Annotated in this window: 21 protein-coding genes; 6 read left to right on the top strand and 15 right to left on the bottom strand. The window is 65.7% G+C overall.

The features are described 5' to 3' along the window. Positions 1-207: 207 nt before the first annotated feature. The 5 genes from glmS to VG320_RS11440 all read right to left on the bottom strand — a co-directional run bounded on the left by glmS (position 208) and on the right by VG320_RS11440 (position 6,261). Positions 208-2,028 (bottom strand): glutamine--fructose-6-phosphate transaminase (isomerizing), encoded by a 1,821-nt coding sequence (glmS, locus tag VG320_RS11420; RefSeq protein WP_327200215.1) that lies wholly within the window; start codon positions 2,026-2,028, stop codon positions 208-210. 88 nt (positions 2,029-2,116) lie between these two features. After that, positions 2,117-3,478 (bottom strand): bifunctional UDP-N-acetylglucosamine diphosphorylase/glucosamine-1-phosphate N-acetyltransferase GlmU, encoded by a 1,362-nt coding sequence (gene glmU / locus VG320_RS11425; RefSeq protein WP_327200216.1) that lies wholly within the window; start codon positions 3,476-3,478, stop codon positions 2,117-2,119. A gap of 218 nt (positions 3,479-3,696) precedes the next feature. Then, entirely contained in the window at positions 3,697-4,683 is a 987-nt protein-coding gene (gene ttcA, locus VG320_RS11430) for a tRNA 2-thiocytidine(32) synthetase TtcA (RefSeq protein ID WP_327200217.1), read from the bottom strand. A 3-nt stretch (positions 4,684-4,686) separates the two neighbouring features. Then, positions 4,687-5,082 (bottom strand): dihydroneopterin aldolase, encoded by a 396-nt coding sequence (locus VG320_RS11435; RefSeq protein WP_103707749.1) that lies wholly within the window; start codon positions 5,080-5,082, stop codon positions 4,687-4,689. A 324-nt stretch (positions 5,083-5,406) separates the two neighbouring features. Next, positions 5,407-6,261 (bottom strand): SDR family oxidoreductase, encoded by an 855-nt coding sequence (locus tag VG320_RS11440; protein ID WP_327200218.1) that lies wholly within the window; start codon positions 6,259-6,261, stop codon positions 5,407-5,409. Between VG320_RS11440 and VG320_RS11445 the strand changes: the two genes are divergently transcribed. Continuing rightward, complete coding sequence (locus VG320_RS11445) at positions 6,242-7,486, top strand: class I SAM-dependent methyltransferase (protein WP_414696021.1); 1,245 nt, start codon at positions 6,242-6,244, stop codon at positions 7,484-7,486. The genes VG320_RS11440 and VG320_RS11445 overlap by 20 nt on opposite strands. Positions 7,487-7,521: 35 nt before the next feature. Further along, positions 7,522-7,716, top strand: coding sequence for a DUF2905 domain-containing protein (locus tag VG320_RS11450; RefSeq protein ID WP_103707746.1), 195 nt, complete (start codon positions 7,522-7,524; stop codon positions 7,714-7,716). 75 nt (positions 7,717-7,791) lie between these two features. Here the strand turns inward: VG320_RS11450 and VG320_RS11455 are convergent, their stop codons facing one another. The 4 genes from VG320_RS11455 to VG320_RS11470 form a co-directional block, all read right to left on the bottom strand. Continuing rightward, entirely contained in the window at positions 7,792-9,051 is a 1,260-nt protein-coding gene (locus VG320_RS11455) for a multifunctional CCA addition/repair protein (protein ID WP_327200220.1), read from the bottom strand. Beyond that, on the bottom strand, positions 9,048-9,707 hold the full coding sequence (locus VG320_RS11460; protein WP_327200221.1) for a glutathione S-transferase family protein: 660 nt from the start codon (positions 9,705-9,707) through the stop codon (positions 9,048-9,050). Before VG320_RS11460 ends, VG320_RS11455 begins: the two co-directional genes overlap by 4 nt. A gap of 37 nt (positions 9,708-9,744) precedes the next feature. Then, positions 9,745-10,701: a complex I NDUFA9 subunit family protein gene (locus VG320_RS11465; RefSeq protein ID WP_327200222.1), complete on the bottom strand. Its 957-nt coding sequence runs from the start codon at positions 10,699-10,701 to the stop codon at positions 9,745-9,747. A gap of 114 nt (positions 10,702-10,815) precedes the next feature. Next, positions 10,816-12,789: a lytic transglycosylase domain-containing protein gene (locus tag VG320_RS11470; RefSeq protein ID WP_327200223.1), complete on the bottom strand. Its 1,974-nt coding sequence runs from the start codon at positions 12,787-12,789 to the stop codon at positions 10,816-10,818. A gap of 20 nt (positions 12,790-12,809) precedes the next feature. Between VG320_RS11470 and VG320_RS11475 the strand changes: the two genes are divergently transcribed. The 4 genes from VG320_RS11475 (at position 12,810) to pxpA (ending at position 16,279) form a co-directional block, all read left to right on the top strand. Beyond that, on the top strand, positions 12,810-13,445 hold the full coding sequence (locus VG320_RS11475) for a 5-formyltetrahydrofolate cyclo-ligase (RefSeq protein WP_327200224.1): 636 nt from the start codon (positions 12,810-12,812) through the stop codon (positions 13,443-13,445). A gap of 191 nt (positions 13,446-13,636) precedes the next feature. Then, positions 13,637-14,338: a 5-oxoprolinase subunit PxpB gene (gene pxpB / locus VG320_RS11480; RefSeq protein ID WP_327200225.1), complete on the top strand. Its 702-nt coding sequence runs from the start codon at positions 13,637-13,639 to the stop codon at positions 14,336-14,338. Then, the gene (locus tag VG320_RS11485) at positions 14,335-15,381 is read left to right on the top strand and encodes a biotin-dependent carboxyltransferase family protein (RefSeq protein WP_327200226.1); all 1,047 of its coding nucleotides are present in this window, start codon (positions 14,335-14,337) and stop codon (positions 15,379-15,381) included. Before pxpB ends, VG320_RS11485 begins: the two co-directional genes overlap by 4 nt. A 148-nt stretch (positions 15,382-15,529) precedes the next feature. Next, positions 15,530-16,279 (top strand): 5-oxoprolinase subunit PxpA, encoded by a 750-nt coding sequence (pxpA, locus tag VG320_RS11490; protein ID WP_327200227.1) that lies wholly within the window; start codon positions 15,530-15,532, stop codon positions 16,277-16,279. 15 nt (positions 16,280-16,294) lie between these two features. On the opposite strand, the gene VG320_RS11495 is transcribed toward pxpA, so the two are convergent. From VG320_RS11495 to VG320_RS11520, 6 genes are all read right to left on the bottom strand, one after another. Further along, positions 16,295-17,095, bottom strand: a complete 801-nt coding sequence (locus VG320_RS11495; protein ID WP_327200228.1) for a glycosyltransferase family 2 protein — start codon at positions 17,093-17,095, stop codon at positions 16,295-16,297. A gap of 158 nt (positions 17,096-17,253) precedes the next feature. Next, complete coding sequence (locus VG320_RS11500; RefSeq protein WP_327200229.1) at positions 17,254-18,492, bottom strand: TraB/GumN family protein; 1,239 nt, start codon at positions 18,490-18,492, stop codon at positions 17,254-17,256. Positions 18,493-18,494: 2 nt separating this feature from the next. Continuing rightward, positions 18,495-19,499, bottom strand: a complete 1,005-nt coding sequence (locus tag VG320_RS11505; protein ID WP_327200230.1) for a peptide ABC transporter ATP-binding protein — start codon at positions 19,497-19,499, stop codon at positions 18,495-18,497. Continuing rightward, on the bottom strand, positions 19,496-20,491 hold the full coding sequence (locus VG320_RS11510) for an ABC transporter ATP-binding protein (RefSeq protein ID WP_327200231.1): 996 nt from the start codon (positions 20,489-20,491) through the stop codon (positions 19,496-19,498). The genes VG320_RS11505 and VG320_RS11510 overlap by 4 nt, the downstream gene beginning before the upstream one ends. Before the next feature lie 2 nt (positions 20,492-20,493). Then, on the bottom strand, positions 20,494-21,411 hold the full coding sequence (locus VG320_RS11515) for an ABC transporter permease subunit (protein ID WP_327200232.1): 918 nt from the start codon (positions 21,409-21,411) through the stop codon (positions 20,494-20,496). A gap of 52 nt (positions 21,412-21,463) precedes the next feature. Then, complete coding sequence (locus VG320_RS11520) at positions 21,464-22,477, bottom strand: ABC transporter permease subunit (RefSeq protein ID WP_327200233.1); 1,014 nt, start codon at positions 22,475-22,477, stop codon at positions 21,464-21,466. Positions 22,478-22,712 lie beyond the last annotated feature (235 nt).

Raw genomic sequence — 22,712 nt, forward strand, 5'->3', positions numbered from 1 at the left:
AGGGTGGTCCCGCTGATTTTGTTTGCAAGCGTGTTACCAAAGACGGGGCTCGATTTGAAGCATAGCCGAGCGACCATTAGTTCTGGTTAATCCCTTTGCTGACAGGGACTTGGAGGCAGAATGCACCCGCCGTTAACCGAAACTAATGGCACCCGTTAACCGGTACTAATGGTGCTCCCCATTCTTCGTCGAAATCCTCGAACGGTCTTACTCGACCGTTACCGATTTCGCCAGATTCCGCGGCTTGTCCACATCGGTGCCACGCGCGCTGGCCGTGTGATACGCGAGCATCTGCAGCGGCACCACGTGCAGGATCGGCGACAGCAGGCCGTAGTGCTCCGGCATACGGATCACATGAATGCCCTCTTCGCTCGTGATGTGCGTATCCGAATCGGCGAACACATAAAGCTGGCCGCCGCGTGCACGCACTTCCTGCATGTTCGACTTGAGCTTCTCCAGCAGCGCGTCATTCGGCGCGACCGTCACCACCGGCATGGCTTCCGTCACCAGCGCGAGCGGGCCGTGCTTGAGTTCGCCCGCCGGGTACGCTTCTGCGTGGATGTAGGAGATTTCCTTGAGCTTGAGCGCGCCTTCCAGCGCGATCGGGTAATGCAACCCGCGGCCCAGGAACAGCGCGTTTTCCTTGCGCGCGAACTCTTCCGACCACGCGATGATCTGCGGCTCCAGCGCCAGCACGCCGTTGAGCGCCGCCGGCAGGTGGCGCAGCAGCTTCAGGTACTCCGCTTCCTGCTCCGCATTCACATGGCCGCGCAGCTTGCCCAGCGTCACCGCGAGGATGAACAGGCCGACGAGCTGAGTGGTGAACGCCTTGGTCGACGCCACGCCGATTTCGCGGCCCGCGTGCGTGAGCAACTTGAATTCGGTGAGACGCACCATCGCGCTCGTCGCCACGTTGCACACGGCCAGCGTGTGTTCCATGCCGAGCGACTGCGCGTGCTTGAGCGCCGCGAGCGTGTCCGCCGTTTCGCCCGACTGCGAGATCGTCACGACCAGCGAACGCGGGTTCGGCACCGATTCGCGGTAGCGGTATTCGCTGGCGATTTCCACATCGGTACGGATCTTCGCGACCGTTTCCAGCCAGTACTTGGCCGTGAGGCCCGCGTAGTAGCTGGTGCCGCAGGCGAGGATCAGGATGCTGTCGATGCCCTTGAAGACTTCACCGGCGTTGTCACCGAAGAGCACCGGATCGAACGCTTCGTCCAGCGCCGGAATCGTGTCCGAAATCGCGCGCGGCTGCTCGAAGATTTCCTTCTGCATGTAGTGGCGATACGGGCCAAGATCGACCGCGCCGCCATACGCCTGCACGTCGCGCGATTCACGCGTCACCAGATTGCCCGCGCGGTCGGCGATACGCACGCCTTCGAGCGAGATCTCGCAGACGTCGCCCTCTTCCAGATAGCTGATGCGGTTCGCACTGCCCGCGATCGCCAGCGCGTCCGAAGCGATGAAGGACTCGCCTTCGCCATAGCCGACCACGAGCGGCGAACCCGCGCGCGCTCCCACCACCACATGCGGCTGGTCCTTGTGCACCACGCCGATCGCATACGCGCCCGCCAGTTGCTGCACGGCTTCGCGCACGGCGGCAAACAGGTCGCCCTTGTAAAGGCTGTGGATCAGGTGAGCGATGACTTCGGTGTCGGTCTGCGAGACGAACTCGTAGCCCTTCGCGCGCAGCATTTCGCGCAGCGCTTCGTAGTTCTCGATGATGCCGTTGTGCACGATCGCCATCGTGTCGCGCGAGAAGATCGGGTGCGCGTTGTTGACGGTCGGCGCGCCGTGCGTGGCCCAGCGCGTATGCGCGATGCCGGTCACACCTTCGAAATGCGCCTCGCGCACCTGCTCGTCGAGTTCGGCCACACGCGAGACGCTGCGCACGCGGTGCGGGCCCTGCGCCGTGACGGTGGCCACGCCGCACGAGTCGTAGCCGCGGTATTCGAGCCGCCGCAGCCCTTCGATAAGAACGGGAACGATATTACGTTGCGCTACTGCGCCGACGATGCCGCACATGGAGTTCGATCCTTTGCAATGAGAGGCGGGGCGGCAAGCGCTGCGCTTGTGACGCTCAAAACGCGCGCCGCCCGGTTTGTTCTGCCGTTCAGCTTTTCTTTTTCACCGGCCGAACGTAGCCGCTTTTTTCGATCTGGGTCTTTTCGTTGAGGACGAGCGCGCCTTCGGCCACGTCCTTCCAGACCGTGGTGCCCGCCGCGATGGTCACGCCGCGGCCCACGCGCACCGGCGCGACCAACTGCGTATCCGAGCCGACAAACACCTGATCCTCGATCACGGTGCGATGCTTGTTCGCGCCGTCGTAGTTGCAGGTGATGGTGCCCGCGCCGATATTCACGCCCGCGCCCACATCGGCGTCGCCGATATAGCTGAGGTGGTTCGCCTTCGAACCGGGACCAATATTGGCGTTCTTCACCTCGACGAAATTGCCTACGTGGACTTCGTCGGCGAGCTGCGCGCCCGGGCGCAGACGCGCATACGGACCCAGCACGGCATTCGCGCCCACCTGCGCGCTTTCGATATGCGTATAGGCGTCCACGCGCGTGCCCGCGCCGATCACCGCATCGCGGATCACGCAGTTCGGGCCAATGCGCACGTTATCGCCCAGCGTCACGCTGCCTTCGAACACGCAGTTCACGTCGATGAACACATCGCGCCCGCAGCTCATCGAGCCGCGCAGGTCGAAGCGCGACGGATCGGCGAGCGTAACGCCCGCGACGAGCAGGTTATCGGCAGCGTTGCGCTGGTAGACGCGTTCGAGTTCCGCGAGCTGCTGCTTGCTGTTCACGCCGAGCGTTTCCCATTCCTCGTCGGGCTGCGCCGTGACGACCGGATGGCCGGACGCAATCGCCGCTTCCACGACATCGGTGAGGTAATACTCGCCCTGGGCGTTGTCGTTGCCAAGCGCCGCGAGCCAGCCCGCGAGCGGCGCGGTAGGCGTGACGATGATGCCGGTGTTGATCTCGTCGATCAGGCGTTCGTCGTCGGTTGCGTCCTTCTGCTCGACGATGCGCACGACCGAGCCGGTCGCGCCGCGCACGATGCGGCCATAACCCGTGGGGTTATCGAGCGTCACCGTGAGGATGCCGTAGGCGTTCGCGCCCGCAGCGTCGGTCAGGCGCTTGAGCGTGGATGCACGCGTGAGCGGCACGTCGCCATAGAGCACGAGCGTGGGCACGGACGGGTCGAGCAGCGGCAGCGCCTGCGCGAGCGCATGGCCGGTGCCGAGCTGCTGCTCCTGCACGGCGAACTGCACATCGGGCGCGCCAACGGCCGCGCGCACGGCGTCGCCGCCATGACCGATCACGACTACGAGGCGCGAAGGCGCAAGACTGCGGGCAGTGTGGATAACGTGCGAGAGAAGCGGCTGACCGGCGAGCGGGTGAAGCACTTTCGGCAGCGCGGAGTGCATGCGTTTGCCCATGCCTGCCGCGAGGATCACGATGTTCATTGCATCGGTGACTTGAGAGGGAATGAAGCGTTCGATTCTAGCATGTGGGCTATCCCCAAAAAGCCCTGCCAGCAGGCTCTGTCGGCCGATTAGAACACTCTTTTACACACTTCTTTCAGGCGTAAAAAAGGCGGCCGGAGGTTCTTCACCTGCGACCGCCTGGGGTCCGATGCGCTTTTTGAAAGCGCTTATCGATTGAATGTCGATTGAATGCCCGATCAGATTTCGTCGAACGGACGGAACTGGATCGTCGCGCCTTCGGCGGGCGGCGTCGTTTCGGTCGAGCACGGATCGTCGTCGAAGGCGATATCGCCATTCGGATCGGCTTCGCCCGTGGTGTGCAGGCCCTTGAAGTCGAACAGCGACGCGTCCATCAGATGCGAAGGCACCACCTTGCCAAGCGCGTTGAACATGTTCTCGACGCGACCCGGGAAGCGCTTGTCCCACTCGCGGATCAGCGCCTTCATTTCCGCGCGCTTGAGGTTCGGCTGGCTGCCGCACAGATTGCACGGAATGATCGGGAATTCGCGCAGTTCGGCGTACTTCTCCAGATCGACTTCCTTCACGTAGGCAAGCGGGCGGATCACGATGTTCTTGCCGTCGTCGGACTGCAGCTTGGGCGGCATGCCTTTGAGCTTGCCGCCGTAGAACATATTGAGCAGCAGCGTTTGCAGGATGTCGTCGCGATGGTGGCCGAGCGCGATTTTCGTCGCGCCCAGTTCGCCCGCCACGCGGTACAAAATGCCGCGGCGCAGACGCGAGCACAGCGAGCACGTGGTCTTGCCCTCGGGCACGAGGCGCTTGACGATGCTGTAGGTATCCTGATTCTCGATGTGATACGGCACGCCGATCTTGTCGAGATACGCGGGCAGGATGTGCTCCGGGAAGCCCGGCTGCTTCTGGTCGAGATTCACGGCGACGATCGAGAAGTCGATCGGCGCGCGCTCGCGCAGACGCATCAGGATGTCGAGCATCGCGTAGCTGTCCTTGCCGCCGGACAGACAGACCATGACCTTGTCGCCGTCCTCGATCATGTTGTAGTCGCCAATCGCCTGGCCGACCTGACGCACGATGCGCTTGAACAGCTTGTTGTTCTCGTAGGCGTCCTTCTGCTCGCGCCGGGTGAGCGCGGGGCGGCCTTCGCCTTCGGCCTGCTTCATTTCAGCCTGATCCTGATCCACGCTCAGCGTTTCGGGTGCGTTCATGGCTCAGTCCTCCTTGATGCGAAAGACTTCGACGCCCACCGCGTCGCAGTCCGCATAGACATCGGGCTTTTCGGTCGACACGCGCACCGCGCGCACCTGCTCGTGCGCGAGCAGCGCGCTGGCCAGATCGTCGACGAGCGTTTCCTGCAGATGGATGTGGCCCTGACCGATGCGTGCCGCGACGGTCGCGCGCATGTAGTCGTAATCGACGACTTCGCGCAGCTTGTCTTCGCGCGGCGTGGTCGAGGCGAGCGGCACATACAGATCGACGTTGATCACGACGCGCTGTTCGCCGCGTTTTTCGAAGTCATGCACGCCGATGTTGATGTGCACTTCGTAGTTGCGCAGGAAAAGGCGGCGGCAGTCGGCGAGCCGGGGATGCAGGAGTACGGCGGACATGTTCGTTCCAGTCGATAAAAGCGTGCGTTGCGTATGCGGCAGTGTTCAGCACGTCTCGCGGGCGCGAGCGCCCGGCGGGTCATACGGTTGATCTTGCAAAGCGCGCGGGCGGCAGGGTTGCTCGCCCGCCTGGCGCGGCGTTCGGGCCGGCGGGATCGCTCAGAACCGGCATGTCGCCAGATCCAATGATCCGTTGACCGGTCAGGCCGGCCGCCCCCGCCCCTGCCGGCCCAGCCGCACGCTCAGCGTGCGCTTGGGTAGGGGCAGCGGTAAATTCATTTAGTTGCGTTTCGTGGTGAACTCACACGAGGCGCGTCGATTCGTTCAGCCGCCGGTCAAAAACATCACGTCGCGCGGCAGCGGCACGAGATGCTGGCCGCCATCGACGACGAGCGTCGTGCCGGTCACGCCCGAAGCCTGCGCGAGATACAGCGCGGCTTCGACCAGATCACCCGGCCGCGACGCACGCCCCAGCGGCGTGACCTTGTGCGCGGCGGCAAAACCGTCCTGCGTCTGGTCGCCCGATTGCAGCGTGAGGCCCGGTGCGAGTCCCACCACGCGCAGCTTCGGCGCGAGCGCCTGGGCCAGCGCCACGGTTGCGTTCTGCAACGCGGCCTTGGTCAGCGTGTACGACAGGTAATCCGGATTCATGTTGTACAGCTTCTGGTCGAGCACGTTGATGACGCAGGTACGCAGCGTCTCGTCGTCCACGGCGGCTTCGGGCGTCGCGGCCCAGAGCGTGCGCGCCAGCACCAGCGGCGCGCCCACATTGATCGCCATCAGATGCTGCAGGCGCTCATAGCCCACATCGCGCGCCGTGTCTTCCTCGAAGCGCGACGCGTTGTTGAGCACGCATGCGGGCAGGCCCAGCGCCGCCACACAGTCCGGCACCAGTCGCGCCACTTGCGCCTCGTTGGCCAGATCGGCGTGCAGGGCGATTGCCCGACGGCCCATCGCACGGATTTCGGCGACGACTTCCTCGGCCTCGCCAGCCGATTCGCCGTAATGCACCGCGACGTCCCAGCCGCGCGCCGCAAAACCGATCGACAAGGCCCGGCCGATACGGCGCGCGCCGCCCGTCACCAGCACCACGCGCGCGGGGTCGGATGCCGATTTGCCCGCGTGTGCGATGGGTTGAATCTCGCGATCCGCTGCGCCGATGCCGGAAGATGCGCTCATTTACAATGCCGGGATGAATCCGAAAGCTCACGAACCCGCTAGTTTACCTGTTCCCGAGCCGATCGCGCTCGCGCAGTCCGAGGCGCTGGCCGCAACCCTGCGCGCGGAGATCGCCGCGGCGGGCGGCTGGCTGCCGTTTGACCGCTACATGGAGCGCGCGCTCTACGCGCCGGGACTCGGCTACTACAGCGGCGGCTCGCGCAAATTCGGCTTGCTCGCCGACGACGGCAGCGACTTCGTGACCGCGCCCGAAATGTCGCCGCTGTTCGCCGCTACGCTTGCGCGCGCAGTGGGCGAAGCGCTCGAAGCGAGCGGCACGCGCGCGTTGATGGAGTTCGGCGCAGGCACGGGACGGCTCGCGGCGGGCGTGATGCTCGCGCTCGAAGCGCTGGGCGTGCCGTTCGACTCGTATTCAATCGTCGATCTTTCCGGCGAATTGCGCGAGCGTCAGCGCGAGACCATCGCGCAGCGTGCGCCGCATCTGCTGGCGCGCGTCCAGTGGCTCGATGCCTTGCCCGAGCGTTTCGAAGGCGTGGTGATCGGCAACGAGGTGCTCGACGCGATGCCGGTGCGTCTGTTCGCGCGCAAGGATGCGGTGTGGCAAGAGCGCGGCGTGGCCGTAAGCGATCAAGGCTTCATGTTCGCCGACCGCCCCGCCATGAGCGGACTGGACGCCGGCTGGGCGCAAAACGTGCCGGGCAGCGTGCTCGCCGCCATCGACGGCAGCGACGATTACGTGGCGGAAACGCACGAAGCCGCGCTCGCCTTCACGCGCACGGTCTGCGCGATGCTCACGCGCGGCGCGGCGTTCTTCATCGACTACGGTTTTCCGGAAAGCGAGTATTACCACCCGCAGCGCGTGCAGGGCACGCTGATGTGCCACTACCGCCACCGCGCGCACGACGATCCGTTCCTCTATCCCGGCTTGCAGGACATCACGGCGCACGTCGAATTTAGCGGCATCGCCCAGGCGGGGGTGGAAACCGGCGCGGATCTGCTTGGCTACACTTCGCAGGCGCGCTTCCTGATGAACGCGGGCATCACCGAAGTGCTCGGCGAAATCGATCCGCGCGATGTCGTGCGCTTCATGCCCGCCGCGAATGCAGTGCAGAAGCTCGTTTCCGAAGCCGAAATGGGCGAGCTGTTCAAGGTGATCGCGTTCTCGCGCGGCATCGATTCGACCATCGCCGCTTTTGCGCGCGGCGACCGCAGCCACACGCTCTGAACGAGCCACACTGATCCACACCGGAACGCGCGCCCATGATCCGCTGGTTCATCACCACCTTCATCGCCGTCGCGATCCTGTCGGGCGCGCAGCCGTGGTTGCGCAAGCTCGGCATCGGACGACTGCCCGGCGACGTCACGCTGCGCCTGTTTGGCCGCGAGTATCCGCTGCCGTTCATGTCGACGCTGGTGTTGTCGATGGCGCTGTCGTTTATCGTGCGTGTGCTCTGAATCTCCGGGGCAAATGAAAAAGGCGCATGCGTGTGCACGCATGCGCCTTTTGTTTTCCTGCTCGATATCGCGGCTTCAGCTTTCGGCAGCCAAAGCCGCTTCCACCGATTCCACGCGGGCGCGGTGCACCGCGTCTTTGATCTTTTCCGCGACGTTTTTATCGGCGCTTGCCTCGCTCACTGTGCGCGCGATTGCACCTGCATCCACTGCGCGCGCCGCCACCAGCGCGACGCGCAGCCGCTCGGCCTGCGGATAAGGCGCGTTTTCCCAGTGCAGGCGTCCACGCAGATCGGATTCGCAGGCCTGCAATGCCTCGGCAAAACGCGCGGGCTTGCGCAGCGCATCGCTGCGTTCGAGCATGCGCACGAGCGCGGCCGCGCCCATATCCATCACGCGATGCACGTTGCCATGCTCGCGCGCGACCAGCAGCGCGAGATCGCGGCATTCGTTGGGCACGCGCAAGCGGTCGCACAACGGCTTGAGCAGATCGACGCTGCGGCCTTCGTGGCCGATATGGCGCGGCAGCACGTCCTCGGGCGTGGTCGCCTTGCCCAGATCGTGCGTGAGCGCGGCGAAGCGCACGGGCAGCGTATAGCCCTGCGCGGCGGCATGGTCGATCACCATCATCACGTGCACGCCGGTATCGACTTCCGGGTGATAGTCCGCACGCTGCGGCACGCCGAAGAGGCTGTCGACCTCCGGCATAACACGCGCGAGCGCGCCGCATTCGCGCAGCACCTCGAACATGCGCGACGGCTTCGCTTCCATCAGGCCGCGCGAGACTTCCTGCCAGACGCGTTCGGGCACGAGCGCGTCGACTTCACCCGATGCCACCATCGCGCGCATGAGCGCGAGCGTTTCGGGCGCGATGGTGAAATCGGCGAAACGCGCGGCGAAGCGTGCCAGGCGCAAGATCCGCACGGGATCTTCCAGAAACGCATCGCTCACATGACGGAACACGCGCGCTTCCAGATCCTTCGCGCCGCCGAACGGATCGACTACCGGCCCGGTCAGTACGCCGCCGGGCTGCACCTCGCGCGCCATCGCGTTGATCGTCAGATCTCGCCGCGCCAGATCCTCTTCGAGTGTCACGTCGGGCGCGTAGAAGAACTGGAAGCCGTGATAGCCCGCGGCGGTCTTGCGTTCGGTGCGCGCGAGCGCGTACTCCTCCTGGGTTTCGGGATGCAGAAACACCGGAAAATCCTTGCCCACTGGACGATACCCCTGGGCCGCCATCTGCTCGGGCGTGGCGCCCACCACGACGTAATCGCGGTCGCGCACCGACAGGCCGAGCATCTCGTCGCGGATCGCACCGCCTACGACATAGATCTTCATGCGGCGGCGCCGTCCTCGGGCTCGTCGTAGCCGATTCGATTCGTTTCCTTGCGCGCAGCCTCGATCCACGCGGCCACGGCGGGCAGCGCGCTCACGCGTGCGGCGTAAGCGGCGGCCTTCGGCGAAAGCGGCGGCGCATAGCTGTTGAAACGCATCACGACCGGCGCGTACATCGCATCGGCAATGCCGAACTCGCCGAACAGGAACGGGCCACCGCTCACGTCGAGGCAGGCGTTCCAGAGCGCGTCGATACGCGCGACATCGGCAAGCGCGCCGGGCGTGGCGCCCGCGCCGGGCTTCGAGGTGCGGATCGCCATCGGCATACGCGTGCGCAGCTCGGCAAAGCCCGAGTGCATTTCGGCGCTTACGCTGCGCGCCTGGGCGCGTGCGTTCGCATCGCGCGGCCACATGGCGTGCTGCGGGAAGCGCTCGGCCAGCGTTTCGGCGATCGCGAGCGAATCCCACACCGCCGCGCCGTCGTCGCTAACGAGACACGGCACCTTGCCGGACGCCGAAAACGACAGGATCGCGCTCTTCGTGCCGGGCTGGTCGAGTTCGATCATCACCTCTTCGAAGGGGATGCCGAAATGCGTGAGCAGCAGCCAGGGACGCATCGACCACGACGAATAGTTTTTGTCTCCGATGACGAGCTTCATAAGGAACGTTGGACGGTAATGGGTTGAATGGGTAGGCCTAGCGCCCCGCGCTCGCGCGGAAAATGTTCAGACGCGAGCGCAGCGACGCATCGGCGAGATAAAGCGGCGCGATGGTTTCAATGCTCGCCGGTTCGATGCCCAGTTCCGGCGCGAGCGGCCCGCTCAGCACGCTATCGACTTTCATCGAATCGAGATTGTCGCGCGTGAGCACCGGCTCTCCCGGCGCGAGTTCGAACGAAAATGCCTGCAGCCGCGCGAACGCATTGGGCAGCCGCACGATCCGCGCATGCCGGCCGATCACTTCGCCGCAATACTGCACGAGCTGTTCGAGCGTATAGACCGTTGGGCCGCCGAGTTCGTAAGTGTGCCCGCTCGCGGCGTCGAGATCGAGCACATTGACGATCGCTTTTGACACGTCGCCCACATACACGGGCTGGAATTTCGCATCCGGCATGGCCAGCGGGATCATCGGGAAGAGCTTTTGCAGCACGGCGAAGCGGTTCAGGAAGTTGTCCTCGGGACCGAACACCACGGACGGCCGCAGGATCGTGGTGGCCAGTGCCGTGGCTGCGTGCACGGCTTTTTCGCCATCGCCCTTGGAACGCAGATACATGCTCGGCCCGCGCGGATCGGCGCCCAGCGCACTCATGTGGATAAGCCGATGCACGCCCTTGCCCTCGCAGGCGGCAACGATTTTGGTGGGGAGTTCGACGTGCAGTTTGGCGAAGCCCGCGCCGTACGGGTCGCCGTGACCGCCGTGCAGCGTGCCGATCAGGTTGATGACGGCGTCGGTGCCTTCCACGAAACTCGCCAGCGCGACCGGATCGGTCACGTCGGTTTCGATCACATCGATGGGAAGCAGGGTGAGGTGGCTGGCCGAGGCGCGCCGCCGGGTGGCGACGCGGACATCCTTGCCGGCCTCAACTAGCGCGTTGACGAGGTGGCTGCCGATGAATCCCGAACCGCCGATGACCGCGATGGCTTGATGTCGCATCTCCGACCTCCTCGTGAGCTGGGCGACGCGGCGTCAGGTTCACGAGCGGGTCCGGCGGCTCGTGCGAGGCGCTCCGTCAGTTGCAGGGAGCGCGCCGCACGGCGTCAAGTCGGCTTAGGGTGAGATAAAGCCGAGACGCGCCTTGAGCGATTGCGGACGGCCTTCGAACAGTGCCGCGTAGTAGACCGTGTTCGACAACACGTTTTTCACGTAATCGCGGGTTTCCTGGAACGGAATGGTTTCCGCGAAGATGGCCCCTTCAACGCCGCCCTGCAGGGTGGAGCGCCAGGCGCGCGGGCGTCCGGGCCCGGCGTTGTAACCGGCCGTGGCAAGCACGGCAGAGCCATCGAACTGATTGTAGATCATCGACAGATAGTTCGTTCCGAGCAGGATGTTGGTGTCGAGATCGTTGAGCTGGTCGCGCGAGAGCGGGCCCAGTCCAATCTTCTTCGCGACCATCTGCGCCGTGGCCGGCATGATCTGCATCAGGCCGCTCGCGCCCACGCCGGATTTGGCGTTGAGAATGAAGCGCGACTCCTGGCGAATCAGGCCATAGGCCCATTCGACGTCCAGACCGTTGGTTTGCGCGTCGCGCTCCACCACGTCGCGGAACGGCGCGATGTAGCGCAGCGAGAAGTCATGCTCGCTCACCGTGCGATCCGCCGTGTTGACGGTGCGGTCGAGCAGCTGGATGCGCTTCGCGTATTCGGCCGTGGCCAGCAACTGGCGGTCGCTCATGCCGCGCAGCGGCCAGTTCCATTCGCGATTGCCTTCCAGACGCAGATTGAGCGCGTAGAAACGCTGCGCGAGCGCAAAGCCCGGCGTCTGCGCGACCTGGGCGATGTCGGCGTCGCTGACGGTGGTTTTCGGCGGGATCGTGATCTTCTGGCCAAGCTCTTCGGTGGCAAGCTGGCCGTAGAAGTTATAGCCCTGCGAGATCGACGCGAATTCCTGGTTCGCCTGGCCGGTTTCGCCCGCCTGCTTGAGCGCGCGCGCGTGCCAGTAGACCCAGGTGGGCTGCGCGCGCAGCGCGGCCGGCATCTGCTCGATCGACCAGCGCACCATGGTCCAGTCGCCGCCCAGCAGCGCGGCGCGCGTGCGCCATTCGTAAGCCGGATACGAGAGCGGTGCATTGGCCGACAGGCGATACCAGTCGAGCGAGCCCGGCATGCGCTTCTGGGCCGCCTGATAGCCGATCGTGCCCCAGCCCATCGCGCGCTCCGGCGAGGTAAGCGTGGGCGCGACCGCCGCGAAGGTGGACGCCGTCATGGCCGGGTCGTTGCGCGCCATCACCGTGACGGCGAGCAGCGCGAGTTGATGCGATTGATCGTCCGCGCCAACGCCGCGCGCGAGCGTGAGCGGCGGCGAGCTGACCGCCTGGCTGAACGCCGCGGGGTCCGGGCGTTGCGCAAGCGCGTCGAGCAGCTTCGCGCCCGTCGAGGTCTGGTTCTGCTCGTAGGCGATGCGGATCTGCTGCCAGACGTCGTTGCTGGTGAACTGGTTCTTGATGGCGAGCGCCGTGATCAGGTCGACGCAGCCGTCGCCGTAATAGCGCGGCTCGGTGAGCAGCGCGCGTGCGTCGTCGGCGACATTGTCGCCACGCGCCGCACGCGACTCCAGCGCGTAGCACTTCACCTGCGTGTCATCGTTGAGCACGAAACGCGTGTACTGCTTGTCGAAGTTCGCCCAGTCGTGACGCGCGCCCAGCACCAGCAGATAGTCGTTGCGCAGACGGTCGGCGATGGCCTCGCCGTCGTGGCGCGACAGGAACGACAGCACGGGCGCGTCGGGCGCGTCCACACGTGCATGGCCCTGCGAGTCGAACAGTTGCGGCTTGAGCTGGAAATACTCCAGATAAGACGGCGCCGGATAATCCGGAATCGACGCGGCGAGCTGCGCAGCGCGCCCCGCATCGTTGTTGCGCGCCGCTTCGCGAAGCTGGATGAAAGTCTGGTCGTCGGGCGTGAGCGTCGCTCCCACTGGCAGAGCGACGGGACGCACGGCATCGGCCGTGCTGCACGCGACGAGCGCCGCGGCGGTCAGTGCGAGACCGACCACGCGATATACTCGAACAAGGCGTTTGGACATCGTTATTTCTGGAGCGCGAGGTGAACCCAAGCATAGCACGCAACCCTTTGGCCGAAGCCAAAAAGACGTGGCGTTTACGGCTTCGTGAAGCCCGTCTGGCGGCCTCTTCCGACGGAATTGCGAACGCCGCGCTGACGGCAAATCTCGATGCACTCATCGCGCATCTCGCCCCCCCTTACGCCCCCCGCTCGATCGGCTTTTACTGGCCCTTGCCAGGCGAGTTCGATGCGCGCGAATGGATTGCCACCTGGCTCGCCGCCGATGCGTCGCGGCGCGCGGCCTTGCCCGCCATCCCGGAACGTCACACACCCTTGCAGTTCTATTCCTGGACGCCAGGCGCGGCGCTGCGCGAAGGCCATCACGGCATTCCCGAACCCGCCGCGCAGGACGCGCACAGCGCAGCGCTCCCCGACCTGCTGCTGGTGCCGTGCGTGGGCTTCGATCGCGCGGGTTATCGGCTGGGTTATGGCGGCGGTTATTACGACCGCACGCTGGCCGCCTGGCCCGCCGCAGAGCCGCCGCTCACGGTGGGCCTTGCGTATGAGGCCTGCCGCATCGACGATGGCGTGCTCGAACCGGAAGCGCACGATCTGCCGCTCGACGCCGTGGTCACCGATGCCGGCGCGCATCTTGCGGGGCGGCTGCGCGAGCGCTGATAGCCGCGCAACGCTGCACAATTCGCTGCACATTTCCTCGCCGTGCTTGCTGCTCGCCGCGTAGCGTTGCGCCTGGGGCAAACGCTTACGTAGAAATTGTCGATAATCTGTCGAGAAAGTCACTTGACCCCATCCGCCTGCCGGACCGGCGCACCGTTAGCGCCGTTGTCCGATAGCGGATTCCGAACATCATGCGCAATCCTGTTCCCCGTATCTATCCGCTCGGCGACGAGGCGCTCGTCTGCGAAGCGCCGCCGCCAGCCACGCTCGACGTGCAGCGCCGCATCTGGGCCGTGGCGGCACTTGCGCGCGGCTGGGACGCCGTGCGAGAAGTCGTGCCCGGCATGAACAACCTGACGATCACCTTCGATGCCCTGGGCGCCGACGCCGCCGCGTTGACGCAAGCGTTGGAAAAGGCGTGGCAGCAGGCCGACGCCGACGACGCGCTCAACCCCGACCCAGCAGAAGCCCGTATCGTCGACATCCCCGTGCGCTACGGCGGCGAGGCCGGTCCCGATCTGGGCGCCGTGGCCCGCCATACGGGTCTCGCGCCCGCCGACGTCGCCGCGCGCCACGCCGCTGGCGTCTACACGGTGTTCTTCCTCGGCTTCCAGCCCGGCTTCGCCTATCTGGGCGGACTCGACACCGCGCTGCATGCGCCGCGCCGCAGCGAGCCGCGTGTGGCCGTGCCGGCCGGATCGGTCGGCATTGGCGGCGCGCAGACGGGCATCTATCCCGCGAAGTCGCCGGGCGGCTGGCAACTGATCGGCCGCACCGCGCTCAATCTGTTCGATCCCACGCGCAATCCGCCCACCCTGCTGATGCCGGGCGACCGCGTGCGCTTCGTCATCGAGCACATCGGCGAAACCCACGACGAGGAGATCCGCGCATGATCGAAGTATTGCGTGCAGGTCTGCTCACCACCGTCCAGGATCTGGGCCGCCCCGGCTTCCGTCATCTGGGCGTCGCCGGCGGCGGCGCGCTCGACACGCTGGCGCTCGAAGTGGGCAACCGGCTCGTGGGCAACCGCCCCGACGCCGCGGGGCTCGAGATCACCTTCGGCCCGGTGACGCTGCGCTTCGCGCGCGCCACGCGCGTGGCCATCACCGGCACGGACTTCGGCGCGACGCTTAACGGCAAGCCGGTCTGGTCCTGGTGGAGCCTGCCGGTCGCGGCGGGCGAGGAACTCGTGCTCGCGGGCGCGAAGCGCGGCATGCGCGCCTACGTGAGCGTGGCGGGCGGCATCGACGTTTTGCCCATGCTCGGCTCGCGCAGCACCGATCTCGCGGCCGGTTTCGGCGGCCTGGCGGGGCGCGCGCTCAAGGACGGCGACCGCCTGGCCACGGGTGCGTCGTTCGCGCCGGGTGGCGAACGCGCGTCGCTGGCGCCGGGCGCGCCCGCGTTCGGCGTGAAGGCGCCGGCGCAATGCAACTTCGTTTATGTCGACGAGCCAGCCCGGCGCGGCCGTCACCCCGAAGGCGTGCTGTGGGCCATACCGGTACGCGTGTTGCGCGGTCCCGAATACGACAGTTTCACGGCCGATGCACAACGCGCCTTCTGGTCCGACGAGTGGGTGGTCACGCCCAACAGCAACCGCATGGGCTACCGGCTCGAAGGCACGCCGCTCGCGCGCGACTCGCAGGCGGCGAGCACGGACCTGCTCTCGCACGCGGTGCTGCCCGGCACCATCCAGGTGCCGCCGAACGGCCAGCCCATCGTGCTGATGGGCGATGCGCAGACCACCGGCGGCTATCCGAAGATTGGCGCCGTGATTCGCGCGGATCTGTGGAAGCTCGCGCAGGTGCGGCTTGCATCCGGTTTGCGCTTCGTCGAGACCACGCCGGCCATCGCCCGTCACGCCTTGCAGGAAGAGCGCGCCTATCTGCGCCAGATCGACACGGCGATCGCCATGCAGGACGAGCGCCGCGCGCGCTAACGGGACGCCGGGCGCGGCCGTAAACACGTACAGCGCATCCAGAACAACAAACCAGAAAGCGTTGGCGACAACGCTGCACACGCTATCCAGGCGCCGCCGACCGGGACCGGGCTGTCGGGCGGCGCCACGCAATACGGAGAGAACCACCATGACCATCATCGATCTGAACGCCGACCTCGGCGAAGGCTGCGGCTCCGACGAGGCGCTCCTCGACCTCGTGAGTTCGGCCAATATCGCCTGCGGCTGGCACGCGGGCGGCGCCAACGCGATGCGCGAATGCGTGCGCTGGGCCGTCGGCAAAGGCGTGTCGATCGGCGCGCATCCGAGCTTCAACGATCCCGAGAATTTCGGCCGCAAGGAGATGGATCTGCCCGCCGGGGAAATCTACGCGGGCGTGCTTTACCAACTGGGCGCGCTGTCGGCGATCGCGCAGGCCGAGGGCGGCCGTATCGCGCACGTGAAGCCGCATGGCGCGCTCTACAACCAGGCCGCGCGCGACGCGAAGATCGCCGACGCGATCGTGTCCGCCGTGCATGACTTCGATCCGTCGGTGACGGTGTTCGCGCTCGCGGGCAGCGGGCTGGTGAGCGCCGCGCGCGAGGCGGGACTCGTCGCCATCGAAGAAGTGTTCGCCGACCGCGGCTATCGCGCCGACGGCTCGCTCGTGCCGCGCAGCGAGCCCGGCGCCCTGCTCGACGACGAAGATACGGTGCTTGCACGTACCCTCGCGATGATCCGCGAGCAGCGCGTGCAGGCGGTTGACGGCGCGTGGGTGCCGCTCAACGCGCAGACCATCTGCCTGCACGGCGACGGCCCGCACGCGCTGGCGTTCGCGCGGCGCATCCGCGCGGCGCTCGACGAAGCGGGTATCGGCGTGCGCGCGGCGGGCACGGCCTGAAAACCTCCGGTTGCATCAAGGACGCGCGATTTCCGGCAGTTCCCGCATCGCCTCGATGAAGCTCGGGAAATGCCGCGCCACCAGCGCGTGCGGCAGGATGTACTGCGGAAAGCTCACCGACGTGTTGTACGCATGGAGCACATGCATGCACAGGCCGATATCGTCGGCGAGCAGCAGCAGATTTTCGCCGCGCGTGCACGCCGCCAGCGTGAACAGCCCGTCTTCGTTGAACGACTTCGGCTCGAACGGCCCCGCCGCCCACAAACGCTTCGTATAGACGTAGCTGAAACCGTAGCCCAGATGGTTGTCGGCAAAGGCCGCGTGTTCGGTGGGGAAATTGAGCACCGTCATCGGCTGCGGGCTCCAGCGGAAATGCAACCCGCTCTTGCGCCGCGTGTCCCACCACGCGAACTTGCCGTACACGCGGCTATACAGAAAGAACGCGCTGAGCTTGATCATGTCCGCCTTCGCCGCCTTCATCTGGTGGAGCGTCGTGCGCAGATAGTTCGGCGCGTAGAACTCGTCGTCGTCGAAGTGGGCGATGATGTCGGCGCGCGCGAGATCCGCCGCGAGATTGCGCTTCTCGCCAATGCTCATGCGCCGCGACACATGCCGATAAACCACGCGCGGGTCGTTCAGGCTCATCATGAAAGCGCTTGGCGCGGCGCTGTCGTCGATCACGATCCATTCGCACGCGCCCACGTCCTGCTGCGCGAACGAGCGATAAGCGAACGGCAACATGGCTTCGCGCTGCCAGGTGGGTGTGATGACGCTGACGATGGGTGCGTCGATTCTGGCGATCGATGAATTCGGCATGATGCGTGAGGCAGAAGAGCGGAGGAAAACGCATCGTAGAAGCGCAGCACGCAAGCCGATATCGCATTCCAACTAAAGGCACTCGCATCGCTAGCGCTTTACGGCGCTCCGTCAACAAACACATCGCTTTCGAACTTTTTCGATGTCCAGCGCCCCGCTTAACCCGGATCGACCGTAAAGCCACGCTGACGCAGCAATTGCAGCACGCCTTTGCGCCCGCCCAGATGCAGCGAGCCGATCGCCACGAACAGCGGCTTGTTCGGTCCGGCGTACTGCTGCATGCGCGCGACGAAGCGCCGGTTGCGTTCGTAGACGATGCGGTTGTCCACCGTCGCCGCCACGCGCGGATCGTGCGCGAGCTTTTCGGTGCGGGCGTTTTCCCAGGCGGCAATCGCATCGGCGTCGCCCACGCGCCATAGGCGCAGCAGCGTCTGCACATCGGCGAGATTCTGCGCGGGCGTTTGCCCGAGATCCTGCGCCAGCATCTCGCGCTGCTGCGCGAGGTTGAGGTTCGTGAAGGCTCGCATCTGCTCGCCCAGCGTCTCCAGTCCCACGATGCGGCGGCCCTTCAGGCGCAGGTAGACGTTCTGCAGTTGCGCCTCGGTGCCGTACTCGGTTTGCAGGCCGGCGCTGAGCGAGTCATAGGTTTCCACCAGCAGCGAGGCCAGCCACGGCTTCATCTTGCGGATTTCGGCCAGCGCCTCGGGATTGCCGCGCAGACGTGCCGCCAGCTTCGCCCAGAGCGGCTCGGGCAACATCTGTTCGAGGCAGGGGCGGCGGCACACGCCATATTTCGAGACATCGTCCTGCGAAACCAGCAGATCGTCGGGCGACAGTTCGAGCGCGAGCGTGGGCGACGCGTTGAGCGCCGCGAGGATCGGCTGCCGGAACGGCTGGTTTGGTGGGTAATCGACCGGATCGCCCACATGGAGCGTGCCCAGCAGATAGATGGTGGTGGTGCCGCGCGTGGCGACATAGAACGGCATGCGCGCCGGTTGCGTGCGCACCGGGCCGCCAGCGGTCGTGCCGGAGGCGTAGCTGCGCATGGGCGGCGGCGAATGAAAGCCCGGCAGACCACCGCCAGAGGGCGCGCCACCAGAGGGAGCGCCGTGCGGCATCGGCACCGGCGGATTGACGCCTGGCGTCTTGGCGGCAGCGCCCGCGCCGAACGCGCGGGGCATGAAGCTACGGGAGACAGGCGCGCCAGACATCGAGGCGAGCCGCAGAGGACGGTCGAGCGAAGGCCCGAGCGCCACGGCGAGCGCGAGCGCCGCACCCATCGCGACGCGCGCCGTGCGCCCCCAGCGCCGGACCCACACACGCAATTTCAAAGCGGCGCGACGGCCGCCTCTACGTTGGCGGCGCGCAAAACGACGCGCCGCCGTCGCTTCAAGCATCCTTATTCCCCCACCTCCTCTGCACGATGGCAGGATACCTGACGCCCATCCACTTCGCGAAGTTGCGGCACTTCCTGACGGCAGCGTTCGATCGCATACGGGCAGCGCTGATGGAACGTGCAGCCCGACGGCGGATTGAGCGGCGACGGCAATTCGCCTTCGAGCTTGATCTTCACGCGGCGGTCTTCCTCGAAGATCGCGGGCGTGGCCGACAGCAACGAGCGCGTGTACGGATGGCGCGGCCGCCCGATCACGGTCTTCTTGTCGCCCAGTTCCGCGACGCCGCCCAGATACATCACCATCACGTCGTCGGCGACATGCTCGACCACGGCCAGGTTGTGCGAGATGAACACGTAGCTGGTGCGGAACTGCTCCTGCAGATCCATGAACAGATTCAGAATCTGCGCCTGGATCGACACGTCGAGCGCGGAGACCGGCTCATCCGCCACCACGATCTGCGGATCGAGAATCATCGCGCGCGCGATCGCCACACGTTGACGCTGGCCGCCCGAGAACATATGCGGATAGCGCTTGGCGTGCTCGGGCCGCAGCCCGACGATGCGCATCATGTGGGCGATGCGGTCGGCGCGTTCGCTGGCCGTCAGCTTGGTGTTGATGGCGAGCGGCTCGCCCAGCGTCTGCTCGACGGTCTTGCGCGGATTGAGCGAGGCGAACGGGTTCTGGAACACCATCTGCACACGCCGGCGCAGCGCGGCGATCTTGTCGCTGCTGGCGCTGGCGACATCTTCGCCGTCGATGGTGAGCGTGCCCGAAGTGGGCGGCTCGATCATGGTGAGCTGGCGCGCGAGCGTGGACTTGCCACAGCCCGACTCGCCCACCACCGCGAGCGTGCGCCCGCGCGTGAGCGAGAACGACACGCCGTTGAGCGCCTTCACGGTGCCCGTGCCGAACATGCCGCGCTTCACGCTGTAGTGCTTCTTCAGATCGTGGGCGACAAGCACCTTGTCGTCGTCATGTTGAGCCGCGGATTGCTGGACTGCGTTCATCGCGCGCCTCCATTCAGGGTTTCGGACGCCACGTTCAGCGGCTTGATGCAGCGCACGAGCGCACAGCCGCTCGCATCCGCGACCGGGTCGAGCGACGGACGCGCCTTGTTGCAGTCGGCCACGACGTACTTGCAGCGCGGCGCGAAGAGGCATCCGCCTGGACGATCGTCGCGCCCCGGCACCATGCCGGGCAGCGCAGCCAGGCGCGCAGCGCCCTTGTTGTGCTCCGGAATGGCGGCGAGCAGCGCTTGCGTGTACGGATGATGCGCGCGCGAAAAGATATCGGGCACGCGGTTGGTTTCGATGATCTCGCCTGCGTACATCACGGCCACGCGCTGCGCGACCTCCGAAACCACGGCCAGATCGTGCGAAATCAGCACCAGCGCCATGCCGCGATCCTTCTGCAGCTTGACGAGCAGTTCCATGATCTGCGCCTGGATCGTCACGTCGAGCGCCGTGGTGGGCTCGTCGGCGATCAGCAGCTTCGGGTTGCAGGCCACGGCCATCGCGATCATCACGCGCTGGTTCATGCCGCCCGACATCTGGTGCGGATAGTTGTCGATGCGGTTTTTCGCGTCGGGAATGCCCACCTGGTCGAGCAGTTCGAGCGCGCGCGCATGCAGAGCGGAGCCACGCAAGCCCTCGTGCAGCTTGAGCACTTCCTTGATCTGATAGCCGACCGTGTAGCTCGGGTTCAGACTGGTGAGCGCGTCCTGGAACACCATCGCGATGTCCTTGCCGACGATGCGGCGGCGCTCGCGGCCGGTGGCGTTGAGCAGATCGCGGCCATCGAAGGTGATCGAATCTGCGGTGACCTTGCCGGGCGCGTCGATCAGGCCCATCAGCGCCATCATCGTCACGCTTTTGCCCGAGCCCGATTCGCCGACGATGCCGAGCACTTCGCCCGGCGCGACCGACAGATTCACGCGGTCCACCGCAGGCAGGCCGTTGAAGTTCACCGCGAGATTGCGGATGGTAAGAAGATCGGTCATGTTCAGGCCATCCGTTTCAGCTTGGGATCGAGGGCGTCGCGCAGCCCGTCGCCGAGCAGGTTGATCGCGAGCACCGAGATCAGGATCGAAAGGCCAGGCATCGTGACGATCCACCATGCGCTGTCGATATAGTCGCGCGCGGAGGCGAGCATCGCGCCCCACTCGGCGGCGGGAGGTTGCACGCCCAGGCCCAGGAAGCCCAGCGCGGCCGCATCGAGAATTGCCGAGCTAAAGCCAAGCGTAGCCTGCACGATCAGCGGCGCCGTGCAGTTGGGCAGCACCTGCGAGAACATCAGACGCAGCGTGCTGGCACCGGCCACGCGCGACGCCGTCACGTACTCCTTGTGCAACTCGCCGAGCGCCGAGCCGCGCGTCAGACGCACGTAACCCGGCAGCGCGACGATCGCAATCGCCAGCATGGTGTTGGTGAGACCCGGGCCGATGATTGCCACCACGGCCACGGCCAGCAGCAGCGAAGGCAGTGCGAGCAGCACGTCCATCAGACGCATGATGGGCGTATCGGCCCATTTCTCGAAGAACGCGGCAACGAGCCCGAGCACGATGCCCGGAATCAGCGCGAGCACGACCGACACGCAGCCGATCCACAGCGACAGCCGCGCGCCGTACATCAGACGCGAGAGGATGTCGCGGCCCGCTTCGTCGGTGCCGAGAATGAACTTCCAGTTGCCGCCGTCGAGCCAGGCGGGCGGAATCTTCACGAAGTCGCGGTATTGCTCGATGGGGCTGTGCGGCGCGAGCACCGGCGCGAAAATCGCGACGACGACCAGCAGCAGCACGATCACGCCGGCGCCCACGGCGCCCTTGTTGCGCGAGAAGTTCGCCCAGAATTCGCGCAGCACGAGCGCGCGGCCCGAAGGCGGCGTAACGGCGCCAGGCGCGGTGTTCTGAATGTCAGCCATCACGCCTCCTTGTCTTGAATGTGTTGTGGGGTGGTCTTGTTCATGATGCGGCTTACCTCGTGTGTCGGATGCGTGGATTCAGTACGCCGTACAGCAAGTCGACGACCAGATTCACGAGGATCACGAGTGTCGCGATCATAAGAATGCCGCCCTGCACCACCGGATAGTCGCGCCGGCTGATTGCATCGATCAGCCATTTGCCGATGCCGGGCCACGAGAACAGCGTTTCGGTGAGCACCGCACCCGCAAGCAATGTGCCGACCTGCAGGCCGATCACGGTGACGACGGGAATCAGCGCGTTGCGCAGCGCATGCGTGACGATCACGCGCATGGGCGAGAGACCCTTGGCGCGCGCCGTGCGGATGTAGTCTTCGCGCAGCACTTCGAGCATGGACGAGCGCGTCATGCGCGCGATCACCGCAAGCGGAATCGTGCCGAGCACGATCGCGGGCAGGATCAGGTGCGAAAGCGCGGACTTGAACGAACCTTCATCGGTGCCGGGCAAAAGCGAGTCGATCAGCATGAAGCCCGTGACGTGCGGAATGTCGAATTCCACCGCGATGCGCCCGGAAACCGGCGTCCAGCCCAGCTTCGACGAGAACACCATGATGAGGATAAGCCCCCACCAGAAGATCGGCATGGAGTAACCGGTGAGCGCGGTGCCCATGACGCCGTGATCGACCACGGTGCCGCGCCGCAGCGCCGCGAACACGCCCGCGGGCAGGCCGATTGCGAGCGCGAAGATGAGCGCGCAGATCGACAGTTCGACGGTGGCGGGAAAGCGCGCGAGGAATTCGCCCATCACGCTGGTGTTGGTGATGATCGACGTGCCCAGATTGCCTTGCAGCGCGTGGCCGACGTAGTGCAGATACTGCATCGGCAACGGCTCGTCGAGCCCGAGACGGTGCATCGCCTCAGCGTGCATTTGCGGATCGACTCCACGCTCGCCCATCATCACTTCGATGGGGTCGCCCGGAATCAGGTGGATGAGCGCGAACGCCAGGATCGTGATACCGATAAAAGTGGGTATCACCATGCCAACGCGGCGCAGTACGAAGCGGAACATGTTGTGTTCCCCCGAAAGCTTGAATTGAAACGCAACCGGCGACGGGGGCTCGTGACCCCGGTCGCCGGACCATGTTCGAACGGTTTGCCGAGTAAGTGCTAACCGAGCGAACGATTACTTGCTAACACATCCATCGACATTACTGCATGCCCACGCCGTCAAAGCGCGCGTAGCCCAGCGGCTCGATGCGCATGTCGACCACCTTCTTGCTCACCGGCTGATAGACCGTCGAGTG

The sequence above is a fragment of the Paraburkholderia sp. genome (assembly GCF_035948235.1).
Lineage (GTDB): Bacteria > Pseudomonadota > Gammaproteobacteria > Burkholderiales > Burkholderiaceae > Paraburkholderia.

Coding starts and splice junctions, on each gene's coding strand:
- glmU (WP_327200216.1), bottom strand. CDS start 3,478: ATGAACATCGTGATCCTCGCGGCAGGCATGGGCAAACGCATGCACTCC.
- VG320_RS11465 (WP_327200222.1), bottom strand. CDS start 10,701: ATGCGACATCAAGCCATCGCGGTCATCGGCGGTTCGGGATTCATCGGC.
- ttcA (WP_327200217.1), bottom strand. CDS start 4,683: ATGAACGCACCCGAAACGCTGAGCGTGGATCAGGATCAGGCTGAAATG.
- VG320_RS11510 (WP_327200231.1), bottom strand. CDS start 20,491: ATGACCGATCTTCTTACCATCCGCAATCTCGCGGTGAACTTCAACGGC.
- glmS (WP_327200215.1), bottom strand. CDS start 2,028: ATGTGCGGCATCGTCGGCGCAGTAGCGCAACGTAATATCGTTCCCGTT.
- VG320_RS11460 (WP_327200221.1), bottom strand. CDS start 9,707: ATGAAGCTCGTCATCGGAGACAAAAACTATTCGTCGTGGTCGATGCGT.
- VG320_RS11495 (WP_327200228.1), bottom strand. CDS start 17,095: ATGCCGAATTCATCGATCGCCAGAATCGACGCACCCATCGTCAGCGTC.
- VG320_RS11445 (WP_414696021.1), top strand. CDS start 6,242: ATGCCGGAAGATGCGCTCATTTACAATGCCGGGATGAATCCGAAAGCT.
- pxpB (WP_327200225.1), top strand. CDS start 13,637: ATGCGCAATCCTGTTCCCCGTATCTATCCGCTCGGCGACGAGGCGCTC.
- VG320_RS11500 (WP_327200229.1), bottom strand. CDS start 18,492: ATGCTTGAAGCGACGGCGGCGCGTCGTTTTGCGCGCCGCCAACGTAGA.
- pxpA (WP_327200227.1), top strand. CDS start 15,530: ATGACCATCATCGATCTGAACGCCGACCTCGGCGAAGGCTGCGGCTCC.
- VG320_RS11520 (WP_327200233.1), bottom strand. CDS start 22,477: ATGTTCCGCTTCGTACTGCGCCGCGTTGGCATGGTGATACCCACTTTT.
- VG320_RS11440 (WP_327200218.1), bottom strand. CDS start 6,261: ATGAGCGCATCTTCCGGCATCGGCGCAGCGGATCGCGAGATTCAACCC.
- VG320_RS11435 (WP_103707749.1), bottom strand. CDS start 5,082: ATGTCCGCCGTACTCCTGCATCCCCGGCTCGCCGACTGCCGCCGCCTT.
- VG320_RS11485 (WP_327200226.1), top strand. CDS start 14,335: ATGATCGAAGTATTGCGTGCAGGTCTGCTCACCACCGTCCAGGATCTG.
- VG320_RS11455 (WP_327200220.1), bottom strand. CDS start 9,051: ATGAAGATCTATGTCGTAGGCGGTGCGATCCGCGACGAGATGCTCGGC.
- VG320_RS11515 (WP_327200232.1), bottom strand. CDS start 21,411: ATGGCTGACATTCAGAACACCGCGCCTGGCGCCGTTACGCCGCCTTCG.
- VG320_RS11450 (WP_103707746.1), top strand. CDS start 7,522: ATGATCCGCTGGTTCATCACCACCTTCATCGCCGTCGCGATCCTGTCG.
- VG320_RS11505 (WP_327200230.1), bottom strand. CDS start 19,499: ATGAACGCAGTCCAGCAATCCGCGGCTCAACATGACGACGACAAGGTG.
- VG320_RS11470 (WP_327200223.1), bottom strand. CDS start 12,789: ATGTCCAAACGCCTTGTTCGAGTATATCGCGTGGTCGGTCTCGCACTG.